Here is a 17,420-nt window from a genome sequence, read left to right on the forward strand (position 1 = left end):
TGTGCGGCGCAGCCGCCTGACATGGGAGCCCCTGCGGGGCGGACGGGAAGGCAGGCCCGTCCCACGGGGAACGAGCAACGCAGTGCGAGCCCGTGGGACGGGCCTGCCTGGGTGGCGGGGGCTGGTGGTCGTTGTGATTGCGCGATAGCGCCTGACTGAAACAGATGTGCCGGCGGTACGCGGGCACACAAGCCATGCAGCTGAGCACGGCGTGGGCCTGGCCGTGCGTTGTTGTTGCGTACCCTCTGACTGCCGGCGCAGCGCGGCCGCAAGCGAGGCACGAGCGCGCACCGTAACCCTGACCAATCCCTGCGCGCTCCAGCGCACATGCCAGGGGGTGCAGCCGTGGAGGGGCGCCAGACATAACGCCCGTTCTGCGAACCCAGGGCGCGAAGCGGTCGTTGCACCGAGCGCAACGAAGTGGAGCGAATGCAGCAACTTTGCAGAATGCGGCGTTATGTTAACTGCCGCAGGCAGTTACCCCGGAACGGCTGTGCCTTTGACCTTGCGTTGCTCTTGTCTGGCTAACGGCGAAGCGCGGCGGCAAGCGACGCAGGAGCGCGCTTCGTTCCCCTGACTCTGGTTTCTCGTCCGGTGCCACCGGCCATCGCACACCACCGGCGTCCAGCCTGGCGCGCGCCATGCCGTGCCCTGACTTTCCCCTTGCACGCCTGGCATGGCGCGTGACAGGCGGGTTAACGTCTTGCGACGTTCGCGCTTGCCTCTGATCTCAACGCGGCGCAATCCCTCGTTCCGCCAGCGCCGCGCGCACCTTCTCGCCGGCGTCCTGCATGTCGTATGCCTCTTGCTCGCTGACCGCCAGCTGCCGGTAATCGCTGTAGCCGGCGTTTCAGGAACTCGGCCAAGGCCCACGCCAATTCATCCGGCAGGTTCACTTCGATCAGCATGCATCCTCCTCGTCGGCTTCCGCGTCCAGCGCAGCCAACAGCGCGTCTGCGGCGTTTTCCGCATCGGGTTGAGACGTGGAGCCGTCCACGGTCATTTGATCGCCTCTGACGCGCCGTAATGCACCCGGATGCTCGCATGCACCAGTTGCAATTGCCGGATCGCCACTTGCGCGTAAATCTGCGTGGTCGACAGCTCCGCATGCCCCAGCATCGCCTGAATGAAGCGGATGTCGGCTCCGCCTTCGAGCATCAGGGTCGCCATCGTGTGCCGAAACAAATGGCAGCCGCCGTGCTTGCCCAGCTCCGCCCGCTTGACGTAGGACGCCACATGCGTGGATAGCCAGGTCGGCGACAACGCCATGCCTTCCTGCCCGAGAAACAAGGTGCTGTCCTGCTGGTTCCACGCCAGCAGCGGCCGGCTCTTGTCGAGATATTCCTGCACCCAGTGCAGCGCGCGCTCGCCCAGCGGAATCAAGCGGTCTTTTCGGCCTTTTCCCTCGCGGATCAGCACTACGCACTTGTCGGCATCGATGTCACCGATTTCCAGCTTGGCGATTTCCATTCTCCGCATACCGGTCGCATACAGCACTTCCATCATCGCGCGGTCACGCAAGCCGATCAGGCTCGCCGTGTCGGCGAGCGCCAACACGCGCTCGGTTTCATCGACGCTGAGCACATGGCGCGGCAGCCGCCGTATCGCCTTGGGCAGCTCGATTTCGGAGGCAGGATTGGCCGGAATCTGTCCGGTCTTGGTCAGCCACTTGAAGAAGCTTTTAAGCGGCGTGATCTTGCTGCGCCGGCTCGCCACCGACAGCGGCGCACCGTCCTTCTTGCGGTAGTGGTGCAGCCAGCGCTGATAGCGTTCGAGCACCGCTTGCGTCACATGTTCGGGATGCGTGACGGCCCGCGCATCGGCCCACACGATGAAGTCGCGGAGGTAACGCTCCATGCTCCACAACCCCGATTCCGTGCTGCCGATCATGGTGCGGTAGTCGATGAAGCGGCGCATCGCCGCAGTCAGGCCGCGCGCGTCGCGCGGGTCGCCTACCTATTGAACTGCCGCTTGCCGCGCGTGCGGAACGGTTGAACGCCAGCACGCATGTTCAGCCTCCCGCTACGACAGGACCGGCACCGTTCGCATGGTGTAGTGCATTTGGCGCAAACACACCGCTTTGCACGGCATCATCGTCCGCAGAGCCGCATGGAGGCTCGCTTTGCGCGTTCGGCACCATACCCCGACCGGCCCCCGACACCAAGCCGACCAAGGGCCGACCGAACCCCGACCGATGCTCATTGCCCCCCGACCGCTCGCCGTCGTAGCCGTGCATCTCGCCCAATGCCGCCACGTCGATCAAGCCGCACAGGTGCTTGCCTTCATCTTTGCCGTCATACAGCAGCTCGTAATCGAATGTCGTGCCGCGCCGATGCACGGCCAGGTATTCGAGATCGACCAGCCGGCCCAGATGCAGCTTCAGTTGCGTATCGCCCCATTGCAAGGCGTCGCGCACCTGCTTGCGGGTGAAGCGGAACTCACGCGGCGGCAGTTTCTGCGCCATCGCTTCCTGATCGACCCACGCATGGAGCTGCGTCAACAAGCGGCGCGTCTGCGGCGGCAGCTCGTCCAGCGTCCTGCCCAGCACGTCGTGCGCGATGCGGTTGGCCAACGCAATGTCGGCCTTGGTCGCCTCGATATAGGCCAGCGTGCGCCCGCGATGCGCGACCGTTTTAACCGGCCGCTGGTGCTGGTGGATCAGCGCAATGGCACGAATCAGCGTCAGATACTTCATGTGGTCGCGCCGGGTGCGCGTCTTGTCGTCGAGGAATGTCAATTTGTCGGCATACGGGTTCACCACCAGCACCGGCTTCAACAGCCGTTGCGCATTCTGGTGCAAGGCAATGATCGCCTCTTTCTCGCTCGATGCCAGCAACCCTTCGAGGGTCTGCTTCATGCGCTGGCGTGCATGAATCGCCCGCTGCTCGCGCGATTCGTTCACGCTCAAGACCAGGCAGCGGTTCATCAGCTCTTCGTCGATGTCGATCGCAGTCGTCGTCATCATCAGCATCACCGGCCCCTTGACCTTGTACTGTTTCGTCACGAGATTGCCGGTCGTCTCGTCCTTGCCGGTCGAGGCCATCGTCAATTCGCCGTCGGACTGCAGCAGCTTCAACGCATACGCCGCCTGCCGCACGCCTTCTTCTTCCGCAATCGCGAGGATCTTGTGCTGCATGTCGGTCTCGCCCAGGTAGAACAGGGATTGCCCCGTCATCGCGCTGTACTGGACGCGCTCTTCGGGCGGCACCATCGCCAGCACCGCCTCCATCAGGCTGCTTTTGCCGGCTGCGCTCGAACTCTGAATCAGGATCGCCAGCGGCGTGTCGAGTTTGCGCGAGACGGCGGCCAGATACCCGGCCAGGCAATTGTTCGACTCGCCCACCATGCCAGCGCTCCATGTCGGCCACGATGCGCGCGATCAGGTCGGGCGCTTGCAACAATGCCAGGGCGGTTTTTTCATCCTCGGCCGACATCAGGGCACCGTGCTTTTCGGCTTGGTGTTTGACGGATCGCTTCGTCCTGCAGCGTTTCCAGCTTCAACAGCACATGGCCCATATCTCTCTTGATCGTGTCGTCGGGCAACCCCAGCTCGATCGCCGCTTGCCGGATGTATGCAGCGCGGGCGCGCGCCGCGTACAGGTCGAGCGTGTCGACGTGGTAGCCGCCCGCCTCCTCCGGCGTGCGCCGCACTTGCAGGTTCACGCGCATCTGCTCGGGCGACAGGTTCTTTTTCCAGCCGCGCACGCGCCATTGCCTATCCCCCTGCACGATCAGCAGTTCATCGCCGGCCGACTCGATCGGCGGCTCGGCGTCGGCATCGTCCGCCATAGCGGCTAAAGGAACGGCCAACGGTGCAGCGGGCGGCGGCATGGGGAAGTCTTGCGCAGCGGCGGGCACAGCCGGCACGGCGTCCGGTTGCCGCCCGCGCCCGATCCATTCGGCCTGCCGCAGCACCAGGCCCAGGCTATGGGCGGCCGGCGTCAATTTCAATGCATAACTGTTCGCGTCCATCCCTTTGGGGAACAGTACGCGCAAACACTCGATGCCTTGCTCCATCAATTGCGCCGCCAGCTTCTCGGCGCGCGGGTTGCCGGCGTCGTCGCGGTCATACGCGATCAGCACGCGCTCGGTGCCGTATTTCCTGAACGCGGCCAGGTGGTCGTCGGTGAAGCCCTCCACGCCATAGGCAGCAGTGACATTCGTAAAACCGGCGCACCAGAACGTCATCGCATCGATCAACGCTTCGCACAGGATGATTTCCTTGTTTTCCGCTAGCGCCTGCTCGTTCCACACGCCGCGATGCGGCCCCGGCAGGTACAGGTGCAACGGCGTTCCCTTGCGCAAATCGTCGCGGATTTTGCGGCCATACACCTCGGTGACGTTACCGGCGTCGTCCAGCACCGGCACCACCAGCGAGCCGTTGAAGTGTTCATGGCCGCTCTCGCGGTAGATGCCGATCTTTTGCAGGCGCGTGCGAATGTCAGCGCCGGACAGACGATTCTTTCCGGCAGGCGCAGACCCAGCGTGCGGTTCGCATAACCCAGCACGAAACGCTCGACCAGCTCCGGGTGGTCCAGCCCGCGTGCCTTCAGATAGGCCAGCGCTTCCGGCGACTGCTTTAGCGTCTCGTGGTAGTAGCTGACGGATTGGTTCAATAATGCCTGGTCATCGGCGTCGAACGTGACCGGCGACGGCAAGGCGCGTACCGTCGCACGCTTGACTGGCGCATCGCCCTGCGCGGCTAAAGAAGGATCGGCCTTCAGCAATTCGACCGCATGACGAAATGACACCCCCTTGAATTTCATCACCCAGTCGAGCGGCCCGCCGCCGATCTGGCAACCGAAGCAGTGCCACAGGTTCTTGGCCGGCGTCACCACCAGCGACGGTTCGCTGTCGTCGTGGAACGGACAAGTGCCGATCCTGTCCTTGCCGGACTTCTTCAGCGCAATCCCGGCCGCCTCCACTAGGCACTCGACCGACACGTCGCTTTTTAGCTGCTCGATCTCCGCTGCTGGTATCCGTGCCATAAATCGCCTTTCGCTCCGAAACCTGTCAAGATACTTAACGTATATTATTATGGTATCGTATACTATACTTTCGTCAACCCCCTCCGAAACAAGGAGCTAGCATCATGGCCTGTCTTCATCACTGGTTATCCACCATGAGTTTCTCTGCAAGAGTGATCGGGCTGCGCAAGCAGAAGGGTTTGACCCAGCAAAGCCTGGCCGATGCCTCCGGCATCCACGTCCAGCAAATTAAGCGCTACGAGGCCGGTAGCGCCCAGCCTACGGCCGAAGCCTTGAAGAAGCTCGCGCTCGCACTGCATGTCACGGCCGATTTCCTGCTGTTCGAGGAAGGCGAGCGCGAGCTCGACGACGATCTGAAGCTGCGCTTCGAGGCGATCGCGGCAATGCCGTCAGAAGAACAGGCGATCGCCAAGGCCGTGCTCGATGCGATGATCGTCAAGAATCAGGTCGCCGGCGCATTGGGAGCGCGTGGGTAGGCCGGCACCGGGCTAAAGAGAAGAAAGCAACGGCGGGAAGGAACAAGGCATGAGCAAACCTTCGACCCCACCCATCCACATTGAGCGCCGCATCCTCGTCATGCGCGGCCACCGGGTGATGATCGACGCCGATCTAGCCGCGCTCTACGGCGTCACCACCAGCGCCCTGGTGCAGGCCGTCAAGCGCAATCTCGACCGATTCCCGGAAGATTTCATGTTCCAGCTCGATGCTGCCGAGTGGGATGTTTTGAGATCACAATCTGTGACCTCAAACACCGGCCGCGGCGGCCGGCGCTATGCGCCCTATGCCTTCACGGAACAAGGCGTGGCAATGCTGTCTTCCGTGCTCAACAGTGCGCAGGCGATTGCGGTCAATATCGAGATCATGCGCGCCTTCGTGCGCCTGCGCGAAGTGATCGTGTCGAACAAGGAACTGGCGCTGCGTCTGGATGAGCTGGAGAACAAGGCCGAGCTGATGGAGTTAAAGCACGATACGTTTTCGCACAACACCCGCGTGCAATTGAAACAGGTGTTCGACGCCATCCGCGAATTGATGACGCCGCCGGCACCATCGCCGAAACGACCGATCGGCTTCGTTGCCCCGGAGGAGAAACCAAACAAACCGAAGGCAATCAAGAAGCGCTGATGCCGCAGTCGGCATCACCGTTCTTTAGCAGCTAAAAAGAAGCCGCTCCATCACCCCATGCAGCTAGTGGGGTTGGGAGCGGCTTTCTTATTTCAAGGAAGAGAAGAAGAACGGTATATGACTTGGCCTACCGTTGCACTGACTTTGGATCGACGTCATTGCGCAGACGGAAGCTCATCGTCACTTCGTAACGCATCGTCCGGCGCTGCTCTTCGGTCAAATTACTGCCGCCGAATTCGGCAACCTTGGATACCCCAATCTCGAAGATCGCATGCTTGCCAGCATAGACACCGACGAATGCTTCAGTGTTGCGCCACTTTCCACTTAGTATTTCCTCATTGCCGCCGGCAGCCTCTTGCGCAAACTTGGCATCCGCTTCTTCGAGCGTCCGAAGCATGTCCATGTCTTGTTGTGACTTGCGCCATTGCTTTCCACCGATCTTTTGCAATTCCGGCTCGCTGGCATTACGGTAGAAATCGCGCAGGTTCTGCACCTGCGGATTCTGCTGCTCCAGGCGGCGCATGATCTCGGTTGCCCGCTGCAAGGCCGGTTTCCAGTCGTTCAGCGGCTGGTCGCACAGCTTGATGCCGATGAAGGCCGCGCCCGGGAAGCGTGCATTGCCGTCGATATTCGTCGTGAATGCGCATCCCACGTCCAGCTTGATGTCGCCGTCGTCGTAATGCACGTCCAGCTTCGTCATCAGCGGTAGTCGCAATTCCTCTTGGTCGTTCAGCTTGAATTGCTTCAGATACGGATTGCGTGCCATCAGCCGCGTCGCGGTATCGCCCACCCCCACATGCAGCGGCTGCGCCGGTTGGGTGTCGTCGCCCAGAATCATCCCGTTCATGTCTTTCCTCAATTTTCCATGCTCGCCCTGCGGCTGGCAGGCCGCCAACCCGGATATAGCGACGAGCACCAATCCCATCCATAGCTTGTTCATCCGCACCCCCATTTAGAACCCGAGCCGGCGGCGGACATCGAATGCCTCCGTTACACCATACGTATTTTGCAGAACATTAAACTGTTCTTGGTAAATACGTTGCGATCCGCTCAGCCAATCGCCCGAACTGCCGCTACTGTAGGTCCGCATCAGGTTGCCGGCGAGCGAATAGACGAACGGCATGCGCTGCTTCACGTTGCCCACGTCGTTGCCGGTGAAACTGAGCGACTGGCCGTTGATCGTCACCGTCGACATGCGCTCCGCATAGCTTTGAGCAATGCTGTCCGGCCCAATGCTCGCCATGCCCTGGATGGCTTGCCGCAGCGTCTTCGTCACCGGCTTGCCGAGCCAGTCGTTCGCGGTGTACTTGGTATCGTAATACTGCTGCAACACGACGCGCTGCTCGAAGTCGGCGGACGATTTCAGCGACTGGCCCAGCAACTGTTCACCGCGTCCAGTCTGCCCGTTCCGGAAGGCGTCCTTGGCCTGATCGCGCAACTCGAAGCTTTGAACAAGGGCATCGCTATATTCCCTGTTGTCACGATTCCAGCTTGCCCCAAAGCTCCGTGAATCGATATTCACCATCGACCGTATCGCATCGGTTCCGCCGGCCTGGTAGAACTGTTCGGCCGTGAACATACTCATGAAGATCGCGCGGTTGCCTTCCTGGAAGGCGGAACGAATGATACCCGCATCGGCCCGGCCCATGAACCCGAACGTGTTGAGCTGCTGGTAAGTCTCGCCGACCTTCGACGTGGCATACGGCGCCAGGCCGAACCAGATCGCCGTCCGGTCTTCTCCGAACACCTTGTGATACGCCATGCCCGTGGTCAGGCTCGTCTCTTCCGGCGTCAGGTTCGTCGGCAGCCAGGTGCGGCTGTTGTCCATCGCGATACCGTAGAGCCGGCGCATTGCTTGCTCATCGGCGCGCACCGCTGGATCGCGCAGCGCGTACAACTCCTGCGGCACCATCGTCAGCTTGGCGTTGCCCGAGCTTCGCGATACGCCGCCGGCTGCGGCAACCACGCCGTCGTTTTCAAACGGATCGCCGAAATCGTAGACCGGGCGCGTGCCGTCTGCCTTGATCTCCGGAGTGAACTCGGCTGCTCTCGACAGCAGCGGATTCATCGCCTTGCGCAGCCCCATATCGCCGGCGAATGTGCTGCCCAGCCCAATCTCCCCGTTCGCAACAGCATCCGCATTCATCGCCGCGATCTCAGCCTGCCGGAACGACGTTAGCGCGCTTTCCTGCTGGCTACCGCCCCAATCGCCGTAAGCGATGCTGTTACCCAATGCATTGCCGAACGCATTCGGCCCGACGTGAAGTCGTAGCCGCATGCCCCGCGCACGCAGAGTCGGCGCGGGTTTCGGCGGAGTGGCGTAGGCAAACATCCGGGCATTTTAACTTTTTGGCCCCGATGTGCAGTTTTCGGCCGCGCAGCGGCCGGCAGGTGGTCACGGATTGTGACCGCCTCGATGCCGGTGTTTGAGGTCACAGTCTGTGACCTCAAACCGACCAACGGCGGCTAAGGGAAGATCGCGCCGTCGCCGGCCGCCGCTCCGTCAAGGCCGCGCAGCGCCCGCAGGGCTTGGCCTTGACGGCGATGGATAAAGACACGCTGGCAAGTGCGGTGCAAGGCGGGTTGATGCCTTGCACCGCTTGCCGAACGCGGGGTTGCGTTGTTGTTGATGTGCGGCGCAGCCGCCTGACATGGGGAGCCCCTGCGGGGCGGACGGGAAGGCAGGCCCGTCCCACGGGGAACGAGCAACGCAGTGCGAGCCCGTGGGACGGGCCTGCCTGGGTGGGCGGGGGCTGGTGGTCGTTGTGATTGCGCGATAGCGCCTGACTGAAACAGATGTGCCGGCGGTACGCGGGCACACAAGCCATGCAGCTGAGCACGGCGTGGGCCTGGCCGTGCGTTGTTGTTGCGTACCCTCTGACTGCCGGCGCAGCGCGGCCGCAAGCGAGGCACGAGCGCGCACCGTAACCCTGACCAATCCCTGCGCGCTCCAGCGCACATGCCAGGGGGTGCAGCCGTGGAGGGGCGCCAGACATAACGCCCCGTTCTGCGAACCCGCAGGGCGCGAAGCGGTCGTTGCACCGAGCGCAACGAAGTGGAGCGAATGCAGCAACTTTGCAGAATGCGGCGTTATGTTAACTGCCGCAGGCAGTTACCCCGGAACGGCTGTGCCTTTGACCTTGCGTTGCTCTTGTCTGGCTAACGGCGAAGCGCGGCGGCAAGCGACGCAGGAGCGCGCTTCGTTCCCCTGACTCTGGTTTCTCGTGCGGTTCCGGTGCCACCGGCCATCGCACACCACCGGCGTCCAGCCTGGCGCGCGCCATGCCGTGCCCTGACTTTCCCCTTGCACGCCTGGCATGGCGCGTGACAGGCGGGTTAACGTCTTGCGACGTTCGCGCTTGCCTCTGATCTCAACGCGGCGCAATCCCTCGTTCCGCCAGCGCCGCGCGCACCTTCTCGCCGGCGTCCTGCATGTCGTATGCCTCTTGCTCGCTGACCGCCAGCTGCCGGTAATCGCTGTAGCCGGCGCGTTTCAGGAACTCGGCCAAGGCCCACGCCAATTCATCCGGCAGGTTCACTTCGATCAGCATGCATCCTCCTCGTCGGCTTCCGCGTCCAGCGCAGCCAACAGCGCGTCTGCGGCGTTTTCCGCATCGGGTTGAGACGTGGAGCCGTCCACGGTCATTTGATCGCCTCTGACGCGCCGTAATGCACCCGGATGCGTGCTCGCATGCACCAGTTGCAATTGCCGGATCGCCACTTGCGCGTAAATCTGCGTGGTCGACAGCTCCGCATGCCCCAGCATCGCCTGAATGAAGCGGATGTCGGCTCCGCCTTCGAGCATCAGGGTCGCCATCGTGTGCCGAAACAAATGGCAGCCGCCGTGCTTGCCCAGCTCCGCCCGCTTGACGTAGGACGCCACATGCGTGGATAGCCAGGTCGGCGACAACGCCATGCCTTCCTGCCCGAGAAACAAGGTGCTGTCCTGCTGGTTCCACGCCAGCAGCGGCCGGCTCTTGTCGAGATATTCCTGCACCCAGTGCAGCGCGCGCTCGCCCAGCGGAATCAAGCGGTCTTTTCGGCCTTTTCCCTCGCGGATCAGCACTACGCACTTGTCGGCATCGATGTCACCGATTTCCAGCTTGGCGATTTCCATTCTCCGCATACCGGTCGCATACAGCACTTCCATCATCGCGCGGTCACGCAAGCCGATCAGGCTCGCCGTGTCGGCGAGCGCCAACACGCGCTCGGTTTCATCGACGCTGAGCACATGGCGCGGCAGCCGCCGTATCGCCTTGGGCAGCTCGATTTCGGAGGCAGGATTGGCCGGAATCTGTCCGGTCTTGGTCAGCCACTTGAAGAAGCTTTTAAGCGGCGTGATCTTGCTGCGCCGGCTCGCCACCGACAGCGGCGCACCGTCCTTCTTGCGGTAGTGGTGCAGCCAGCGCTGATAGCGTTCGAGCACCGCTTGCGTCACATGTTCGGGATGCGTGACGGCCCGCGCATCGGCCCACACGATGAAGTCGCGGAGGTAACGCTCCATGCTCCACAACCCCGATTCCGTGCTGCCGATCATGGTGCGGTAGTCGATGAAGCGGCGCATCGCCGCAGTCAGGCCGCGCGCGTCGCGCGGGTCGCCTACCGGGCTATTGAACTGCCGCTTGCCGCGCGTGCGGAACGGTTGAACGCCAGCACGCATGTTCAGCCTCCCGCTACGACAGGACCGGCACCGTTCGCATGGTGTAGTGCATTTGGCGCAAACACACCGCTTTGCACGGCATCATCGTCCGCAGAGCCGCATGGAGGCTCGCTTTGCGCGTTCGGCACCATACCCCGACCGGCCCCCGACACCAAGCCGACCAAGGGCCGACCGAACCCCGACCGATGCTCATTGCCCCCCGACCGCTCGCCGTCGTAGCCGTGCATCTCGCCCAATGCCGCCACGTCGATCAAGCCGCACAGGTGCTTGCCTTCATCTTTGCCGTCATACAGCAGCTCGTAATCGAATGTCGTGCCGCGCCGATGCACGGCCAGGTATTCGAGATCGACCAGCCGGCCCAGATGCAGCTTCAGTTGCGTATCGCCCCATTGCAAGGCGTCGCGCACCTGCTTGCGGGTGAAGCGGAACTCACGCGGCGGCAGTTTCTGCGCCATCGCTTCCTGATCGACCCACGCATGGAGCTGCGTCAACAAGCGGCGCGTCTGCGGCGGCAGCTCGTCCAGCGTCCTGCCCAGCACGTCGTGCGCGATGCGGTTGGCCAACGCAATGTCGGCCTTGGTCGCCTCGATATAGGCCAGCGTGCGCCCGCGATGCGCGACCGTTTTAACCGGCCGCTGGTGCTGGTGGATCAGCGCAATGGCACGAATCAGCGTCAGATACTTCATGTGGTCGCGCCGGGTGCGCGTCTTGTCGTCGAGGAATGTCAATTTGTCGGCATACGGGTTCACCACCAGCACCGGCTTCAACAGCCGTTGCGCATTCTGGTGCAAGGCAATGATCGCCTCTTTCTCGCTCGATGCCAGCAACCCTTCGAGGGTCTGCTTCATGCGCTGGCGTGCATGAATCGCCCGCGTCTGCTCGCGCGATTCGTTCACGCTCAAGACCAGGCAGCGGTTCATCAGCTCTTCGTCGATGTCGATCGCAGTCGTCGTCATCATCAGCATCACCGGCCCCTTGACCTTGTACTGTTTCGTCACGAGATTGCCGGTCGTCTCGTCCTTGCCGGTCGAGGCCATCGTCAATTCGCCGTCGGACTGCAGCAGCTTCAACGCATACGCCGCCTGCCGCACGCCTTCTTCTTCCGCAATCGCGAGGATCTTGTGCTGCATGTCGGTCTCGCCCAGGTAGAACAGGGATTGCCCCGTCATCGCGCTGTACTGGACGCGCTCTTCGGGCGGCACCATCGCCAGCACCGCCTCCATCAGGCTGCTTTTGCCGGCTGCGCTCGAACTCTGAATCAGGATCGCCAGCGGCGTGTCGAGTTTGCGCGAGACGGCGGCCAGATACCCGGCCAGGCAATTGTTCGACTCGCCCACCATGCCGCAGCGCTCCATGTCGGCCACGATGCGCGCGATCAGGTCGGGCGCTTGCAACAATGCCAGGGCGGTTTTTTCATCCTCGGCCGACATCAGCGGCACCGTGCTTTTCGGCTTGGTGTTTTGACGGATCGCTTCGTCCTGCAGCGTTTCCAGCTTCAACAGCACATGGCCCATATCTCTCTTGATCGTGTCGTCGGGCAACCCCAGCTCGATCGCCGCTTGCCGGATGTATGCAGCGCGGGCGCGCGCCGCGTACAGGTCGAGCGTGTCGACGTGGTAGCCGCCCGCCTCCTCCGGCGTGCGCCGCACTTGCAGGTTCACGCGCATCTGCTCGGGCGACAGGTTCTTTTTCCAGCCGCGCACGCGCCATTGCCTATCCCCCTGCACGATCAGCAGTTCATCGCCGGCCGACTCGATCGGCGGCTCGGCGTCGGCATCGTCCGCCATAGCGGCTAAAGGAACGGCCAACGGTGCAGCGGGCGGCGGCATGGGGAAGTCTTGCGCAGCGGCGGGCACAGCCGGCACGGCGTCCGGTTGCCGCCCGCGCCCGATCCATTCGGCCTGCCGCAGCACCAGGCCCAGGCTATGGGCGGCCGGCGTCAATTTCAATGCATAACTGTTCGCGTCCATCCCTTTGGGGAACAGTACGCGCAAACACTCGATGCCTTGCTCCATCAATTGCGCCGCCAGCTTCTCGGCGGCGCGGTTGCCGGCGTCGTCGCGGTCATACGCGATCAGCACGCGCTCGGTGCCGTATTTCCTGAACGCGGCCAGGTGGTCGTCGGTGAAGCCCTCCACGCCATAGGCAGCAGTGACATTCGTAAAACCGGCGCACCAGAACGTCATCGCATCGATCAACGCTTCGCACAGGATGATTTCCTTGTTTTCCGCTAGCGCCTGCTCGTTCCACACGCCGCGATGCGGCCCCGGCAGGTACAGGTGCAACGGCGTTCCCTTGCGCAAATCGTCGCGGATTTTGCGGCCATACACCTCGGTGACGTTACCGGCGTCGTCCAGCACCGGCACCACCAGCGAGCCGTTGAAGTGTTCATGGCCGCTCTCGCGGTAGATGCCGATCTTTTGCAGGCGCGTGCGAATGTCAGCGCCGGACAGACGATTCTTTTCCGGCAGGCGCAGACCCAGCGTGCGGTTCGCATAACCCAGCACGAAACGCTCGACCAGCTCCGGGTGGTCCAGCCCGCGTGCCTTCAGATAGGCCAGCGCTTCCGGCGACTGCTTTAGCGTCTCGTGGTAGTAGCTGACGGATTGGTTCAATAATGCCTGGTCATCGGCGTCGAACGTGACCGGCGACGGCAAGGCGCGTACCGTCGCACGCTTGACTGGCGCATCGCCCTGCGCGGCTAAAGAAGGATCGGCCTTCAGCAATTCGACCGCATGACGAAATGACACCCCCTTGAATTTCATCACCCAGTCGAGCGGCCCGCCGCCGATCTGGCAACCGAAGCAGTGCCACAGGTTCTTGGCCGGCGTCACCACCAGCGACGGTTCGCTGTCGTCGTGGAACGGACAAGTGCCGATCCTGTCCTTGCCGGACTTCTTCAGCGCAATCCCGGCCGCCTCCACTAGGCACTCGACCGACACGTCGCTTTTTAGCTGCTCGATCTCCGCTGCTGGTATCCGTGCCATAAATCGCCTTTCGCTCCGAAACCTGTCAAGATACTTAACGTATATTATTATGGTATCGTATACTATACTTTCGTCAACCCCCTCCGAAACAAGGAGCTAGCATCATGGCCTGTCTTCATCACTGGTTATCCACCATGAGTTTCTCTGCAAGAGTGATCGGGCTGCGCAAGCAGAAGGGTTTGACCCAGCAAAGCCTGGCCGATGCCTCCGGCATCCACGTCCAGCAAATTAAGCGCTACGAGGCCGGTAGCGCCCAGCCTACGGCCGAAGCCTTGAAGAAGCTCGCGCTCGCACTGCATGTCACGGCCGATTTCCTGCTGTTCGAGGAAGGCGAGCGCGAGCTCGACGACGATCTGAAGCTGCGCTTCGAGGCGATCGCGGCAATGCCGTCAGAAGAACAGGCGATCGCCAAGGCCGTGCTCGATGCGATGATCGTCAAGAATCAGGTCGCCGGCGCATTGGAGCGCGTGGGTAGGCCGGCACCGGCGGCTAAAGAGAAGAAAGCAACGGCGGGAAGGAACAAGGCATGAGCAAACCTTCGACCCCACCCATCCACATTGAGCGCCGCATCCTCGTCATGCGCGGCCACCGGGTGATGATCGACGCCGATCTAGCCGCGCTCTACGGCGTCACCACCAGCGCCCTGGTGCAGGCCGTCAAGCGCAATCTCGACCGATTCCCGGAAGATTTCATGTTCCAGCTCGATGCTGCCGAGTGGGATGTTTTGAGATCACAATCTGTGACCTCAAACACCGGCCGCGGCGGCCGGCGCTATGCGCCCTATGCCTTCACGGAACAAGGCGTGGCAATGCTGTCTTCCGTGCTCAACAGTGCGCAGGCGATTGCGGTCAATATCGAGATCATGCGCGCCTTCGTGCGCCTGCGCGAAGTGATCGTGTCGAACAAGGAACTGGCGCTGCGTCTGGATGAGCTGGAGAACAAGGCCGAGCTGATGGAGTTAAAGCACGATACGTTTTCGCACAACACCCGCGTGCAATTGAAACAGGTGTTCGACGCCATCCGCGAATTGATGACGCCGCCGGCACCATCGCCGAAACGACCGATCGGCTTCGTTGCCCCGGAGGAGAAACCAAACAAACCGAAGGCAATCAAGAAGCGCTGATGCCGCAGTCGGCATCACCGTTCTTTAGCAGCTAAAAAGAAGCCGCTCCATCACCCCATGCAGCTAGTGGGGTTGGGAGCGGCTTTCTTATTTCAAGGAAGAGAAGAAGAACGGTATATGACTTGGCCTACCGTTGCACTGACTTTGGATCGACGTCATTGCGCAGACGGAAGCTCATCGTCACTTCGTAACGCATCGTCCGGCGCTGCTCTTCGGTCAAATTACTGCCGCCGAATTCGGCAACCTTGGATACCCCAATCTCGAAGATCGCATGCTTGCCAGCATAGACACCGACGAATGCTTCAGTGTTGCGCCACTTTCCACTTAGTATTTCCTCATTGCCGCCGGCAGCCTCTTGCGCAAACTTGGCATCCGCTTCTTCGAGCGTCCGAAGCATGTCCATGTCTTGTTGTGACTTGCGCCATTGCTTTCCACCGATCTTTTGCAATTCCGGCTCGCTGGCATTACGGTAGAAATCGCGCAGGTTCTGCACCTGCGGATTCTGCTGCTCCAGGCGGCGCATGATCTCGGTTGCCCGCTGCAAGGCCGGTTTCCAGTCGTTCAGCGGCTGGTCGCACAGCTTGATGCCGATGAAGGCCGCGCCCGGGAAGCGTGCATTGCCGTCGATATTCGTCGTGAATGCGCATCCCACGTCCAGCTTGATGTCGCCGTCGTCGTAATGCACGTCCAGCTTCGTCATCAGCGGTAGTCGCAATTCCTCTTGGTCGTTCAGCTTGAATTGCTTCAGATACGGATTGCGTGCCATCAGCCGCGTCGCGGTATCGCCCACCCCCACATGCAGCGGCTGCGCCGGTTGGGTGTCGTCGCCCAGAATCATCCCGTTCATGTCTTTCCTCAATTTTCCATGCTCGCCCTGCGGCTGGCAGGCCGCCAACCCGGATATAGCGACGAGCACCAATCCCATCCATAGCTTGTTCATCCGCACCCCCATTTAGAACCCGAGCCGGCGGCGGACATCGAATGCCTCCGTTACACCATACGTATTTTGCAGAACATTAAACTGTTCTTGGTAAATACGTTGCGATCCGCTCAGCCAATCGCCCGAACTGCCGCTACTGTAGGTCCGCATCAGGTTGCCGGCGAGCGAATAGACGAACGGCATGCGCTGCTTCACGTTGCCCACGTCGTTGCCGGTGAAACTGAGCGACTGGCCGTTGATCGTCACCGTCGACATGCGCTCCGCATAGCTTTGAGCAATGCTGTCCGGCCCAATGCTCGCCATGCCCTGGATGGCTTGCCGCAGCGTCTTCGTCACCGGCTTGCCGAGCCAGTCGTTCGCGGTGTACTTGGTATCGTAATACTGCTGCAACACGACGCGCTGCTCGAAGTCGGCGGACGATTTCAGCGACTGGCCCAGCAACTGTTCACCGCGTCCAGTCTGCCCGTTCCGGAAGGCGTCCTTGGCCTGATCGCGCAACTCGAAGCTTTGAACAAGGGCATCGCTATATTCCCTGTTGTCACGATTCCAGCTTGCCCCAAAGCTCCGTGAATCGATATTCACCATCGACCGTATCGCATCGGTTCCGCCGGCCTGGTAGAACTGTTCGGCCGTGAACATACTCATGAAGATCGCGCGGTTGCCTTCCTGGAAGGCGGAACGAATGATACCCGCATCGGCCCGGCCCATGAACCCGAACGTGTTGAGCTGCTGGTAAGTCTCGCCGACCTTCGACGTGGCATACGGCGCCAGGCCGAACCAGATCGCCGTCCGGTCTTCTCCGAACACCTTGTGATACGCCATGCCCGTGGTCAGGCTCGTCTCTTCCGGCGTCAGGTTCGTCGGCAGCCAGGTGCGGCTGTTGTCCATCGCGATACCGTAGAGCCGGCGCATTGCTTGCTCATCGGCGCGCACCGCTGGATCGCGCAGCGCGTACAACTCCTGCGGCACCATCGTCAGCTTGGCGTTGCCCGAGCTTCGCGATACGCCGCCGGCTGCGGCAACCACGCCGTCGTTTTCAAACGGATCGCCGAAATCGTAGACCGGGCGCGTGCCGTCTGCCTTGATCTCCGGAGTGAACTCGGCTGCTCTCGACAGCAGCGGATTCATCGCCTTGCGCAGCCCCATATCGCCGGCGAATGTGCTGCCCAGCCCAATCTCCCCGTTCGCAACAGCATCCGCATTCATCGCCGCGATCTCAGCCTGCCGGAACGACGTTAGCGCGCTTTCCTGCTGGCTACCGCCCCAATCGCCGTAAGCGATGCTGTTACCCAATGCATTGCCGAACGCATTCGGCCCGACGTGAAGTCGTAGCCGCATGCCCCGCGCACGCAGAGTCGGCGCGGGTTTCGGCGGAGTGGCGTAGGCAAACATCCGGGCATTTTAACTTTTTGGCCCCGATGTGCAGTTTTCGGCCGCGCAGCGGCCGGCAGGTGGTCACGGATTGTGACCGCCTCGATGCCGGTGTTTGAGGTCACAGTCTGTGACCTCAAACCGACCAACGGCGGCTAAGGGAAGATCGCGCCGTCGCCGGCCGCCGCTCCGTCAAGGCCGCGCAGCGCCCGCAGGGCTTGGCCTTGAC

Annotated in this window: 14 protein-coding genes and 2 pseudogenes; 4 read left to right on the forward strand and 12 right to left on the reverse strand. The window is 61.9% G+C overall.

Translation table 11 applies throughout. The features are described from left to right. Nucleotides 1–730 precede the first annotated feature (730 nt). From D3871_RS31780 to D3871_RS31130, 5 genes and pseudogenes are all read right to left on the reverse strand, one after another. Nucleotides 731–835 (reverse strand): annotated as a pseudogene (locus D3871_RS31780) (DUF7706 family protein); the annotation flags it as partial. 164 nt (nt 836–999) lie between these two features. Beyond that, nucleotides 1,000–1,938: pseudogene (gene xerC, locus D3871_RS25250) on the reverse strand (site-specific tyrosine recombinase XerC); the annotation flags it as partial. Between the two features lie 73 nt (nt 1,939–2,011). Next, nucleotides 2,012–3,346 (reverse strand): hypothetical protein, encoded by a 1,335-nt coding sequence (locus D3871_RS25255; RefSeq protein WP_199724924.1) that lies wholly within the window; start codon nt 3,344–3,346, stop codon nt 2,012–2,014. Nucleotides 3,347–3,417: 71 nt separating this feature from the next. Further along, on the reverse strand, nt 3,418–4,188 hold the full coding sequence (locus tag D3871_RS25260) for a toprim domain-containing protein (protein WP_233575898.1): 771 nt from the start codon (nt 4,186–4,188) through the stop codon (nt 3,418–3,420). 44 nt (nt 4,189–4,232) lie between these two features. Then, nucleotides 4,233–4,988 (reverse strand): CHC2 zinc finger domain-containing protein, encoded by a 756-nt coding sequence (locus tag D3871_RS31130; RefSeq protein ID WP_119771869.1) that lies wholly within the window; start codon nt 4,986–4,988, stop codon nt 4,233–4,235. Between the two features lie 134 nt (nt 4,989–5,122). On the opposite strand from D3871_RS31130, the gene D3871_RS25270 reads away from it, so the two are divergent. Beyond that, nucleotides 5,123–5,464, forward strand: coding sequence for an RstR family transcriptional repressor (locus D3871_RS25270; RefSeq protein WP_199724969.1), 342 nt, complete (start codon nt 5,123–5,125; stop codon nt 5,462–5,464). A 49-nt stretch (nt 5,465–5,513) separates the two neighbouring features. After that, nucleotides 5,514–6,110, forward strand: coding sequence for an ORF6N domain-containing protein (locus tag D3871_RS25275; RefSeq protein WP_119771871.1), 597 nt, complete (start codon nt 5,514–5,516; stop codon nt 6,108–6,110). Between the two features lie 127 nt (nt 6,111–6,237). On the opposite strand, the gene D3871_RS25280 is transcribed toward D3871_RS25275, so the two are convergent. The 5 genes from D3871_RS25280 to D3871_RS25300 all read right to left on the reverse strand — a co-directional run bounded on the left by D3871_RS25280 (nt 6,238) and on the right by D3871_RS25300 (nt 13,757). Next, nucleotides 6,238–7,050 carry a hypothetical protein gene (locus tag D3871_RS25280; RefSeq protein WP_147376895.1) on the reverse strand — a complete coding sequence of 271 codons (813 nt, stop codon included), beginning with the start codon at nt 7,048–7,050 and terminating at the stop codon, nt 6,238–6,240. Between the two features lie 12 nt (nt 7,051–7,062). After that, the gene (locus D3871_RS25285) at nt 7,063–8,388 is read right to left on the reverse strand and encodes a DUF2515 family protein (protein WP_147376896.1); all 1,326 of its coding nucleotides are present in this window, start codon (nt 8,386–8,388) and stop codon (nt 7,063–7,065) included. Nucleotides 8,389–9,481: 1,093 nt separating this feature from the next. Beyond that, complete coding sequence (locus tag D3871_RS25290; RefSeq protein ID WP_119771849.1) at nt 9,482–9,661, reverse strand: DUF7706 family protein; 180 nt, start codon at nt 9,659–9,661, stop codon at nt 9,482–9,484. Continuing rightward, entirely contained in the window at nt 9,655–10,770 is a 1,116-nt protein-coding gene (xerC, locus tag D3871_RS25295; protein ID WP_119771850.1) for a site-specific tyrosine recombinase XerC, read from the reverse strand. Before xerC (D3871_RS25295) ends, D3871_RS25290 begins: the two co-directional genes overlap by 7 nt. A 2-nt stretch (nt 10,771–10,772) precedes the next feature. Beyond that, on the reverse strand, nt 10,773–13,757 hold the full coding sequence (locus D3871_RS25300; RefSeq protein ID WP_119771874.1) for a CHC2 zinc finger domain-containing protein: 2,985 nt from the start codon (nt 13,755–13,757) through the stop codon (nt 10,773–10,775). Nucleotides 13,758–13,891: 134 nt separating this feature from the next. Here D3871_RS25300 and D3871_RS25305 point away from each other — a divergent pair, with 134 nt between their 5' ends. Both D3871_RS25305 and D3871_RS25310 read left to right on the forward strand, forming a co-directional pair. Beyond that, nucleotides 13,892–14,287 (forward strand): RstR family transcriptional repressor, encoded by a 396-nt coding sequence (locus D3871_RS25305; RefSeq protein ID WP_199724967.1) that lies wholly within the window; start codon nt 13,892–13,894, stop codon nt 14,285–14,287. After that, nucleotides 14,284–14,880: an ORF6N domain-containing protein gene (locus tag D3871_RS25310; protein WP_119771871.1), complete on the forward strand. Its 597-nt coding sequence runs from the start codon at nt 14,284–14,286 to the stop codon at nt 14,878–14,880. The genes D3871_RS25305 and D3871_RS25310 overlap by 4 nt, the downstream gene beginning before the upstream one ends. Nucleotides 14,881–15,007: 127 nt before the next feature. Here the strand turns inward: D3871_RS25310 and D3871_RS25315 are convergent, their stop codons facing one another. Next, nucleotides 15,008–15,820: a hypothetical protein gene (locus D3871_RS25315; RefSeq protein WP_147376895.1), complete on the reverse strand. Its 813-nt coding sequence runs from the start codon at nt 15,818–15,820 to the stop codon at nt 15,008–15,010. 12 nt (nt 15,821–15,832) lie between these two features. After that, nucleotides 15,833–17,158 carry a DUF2515 family protein gene (locus tag D3871_RS25320; protein ID WP_147376896.1) on the reverse strand — a complete coding sequence of 442 codons (1,326 nt, stop codon included), beginning with the start codon at nt 17,156–17,158 and terminating at the stop codon, nt 15,833–15,835. Nucleotides 17,159–17,420: the final 262 nt, after the last annotated feature.

It is taken from the genome of Noviherbaspirillum saxi, from assembly GCF_003591035.1.
GTDB classification, from domain to species: domain Bacteria; phylum Pseudomonadota; class Gammaproteobacteria; order Burkholderiales; family Burkholderiaceae_D; genus Noviherbaspirillum; species Noviherbaspirillum saxi.

Excerpts from the sequence above, each read along its gene's own strand:
- D3871_RS25310 (WP_119771871.1), top strand. The coding sequence starts at position 14,284 with ATGAGCAAACCTTCGACCCCACCCATCCACATTGAGCGCCGCATCCTC.
- D3871_RS25300 (WP_119771874.1), bottom strand. The coding sequence starts at position 13,757 with ATGGCACGGATACCAGCAGCGGAGATCGAGCAGCTAAAAAGCGACGTG.
- D3871_RS25290 (WP_119771849.1), bottom strand. The coding sequence starts at position 9,661 with ATGCTGATCGAAGTGAACCTGCCGGATGAATTGGCGTGGGCCTTGGCC.
- D3871_RS25305 (WP_199724967.1), top strand. The coding sequence starts at position 13,892 with ATGAGTTTCTCTGCAAGAGTGATCGGGCTGCGCAAGCAGAAGGGTTTG.
- D3871_RS25320 (WP_147376896.1), bottom strand. The coding sequence starts at position 17,158 with ATGCGGCTACGACTTCACGTCGGGCCGAATGCGTTCGGCAATGCATTG.
- D3871_RS31130 (WP_119771869.1), bottom strand. The coding sequence starts at position 4,988 with ATGGCACGGATACCAGCAGCGGAGATCGAGCAGCTAAAAAGCGACGTG.
- xerC (WP_119771850.1), bottom strand. The coding sequence starts at position 10,770 with ATGCGTGCTGGCGTTCAACCGTTCCGCACGCGCGGCAAGCGGCAGTTC.
- D3871_RS25280 (WP_147376895.1), bottom strand. The coding sequence starts at position 7,050 with ATGAACAAGCTATGGATGGGATTGGTGCTCGTCGCTATATCCGGGTTG.
- D3871_RS25315 (WP_147376895.1), bottom strand. The coding sequence starts at position 15,820 with ATGAACAAGCTATGGATGGGATTGGTGCTCGTCGCTATATCCGGGTTG.
- D3871_RS25270 (WP_199724969.1), top strand. The coding sequence starts at position 5,123 with ATGAGTTTCTCTGCAAGAGTGATCGGGCTGCGCAAGCAGAAGGGTTTG.
- D3871_RS25275 (WP_119771871.1), top strand. The coding sequence starts at position 5,514 with ATGAGCAAACCTTCGACCCCACCCATCCACATTGAGCGCCGCATCCTC.
- D3871_RS25260 (WP_233575898.1), bottom strand. The coding sequence starts at position 4,188 with ATGACGTTCTGGTGCGCCGGTTTTACGAATGTCACTGCTGCCTATGGC.
- D3871_RS25255 (WP_199724924.1), bottom strand. The coding sequence starts at position 3,346 with ATGGTGGGCGAGTCGAACAATTGCCTGGCCGGGTATCTGGCCGCCGTC.
- D3871_RS25285 (WP_147376896.1), bottom strand. The coding sequence starts at position 8,388 with ATGCGGCTACGACTTCACGTCGGGCCGAATGCGTTCGGCAATGCATTG.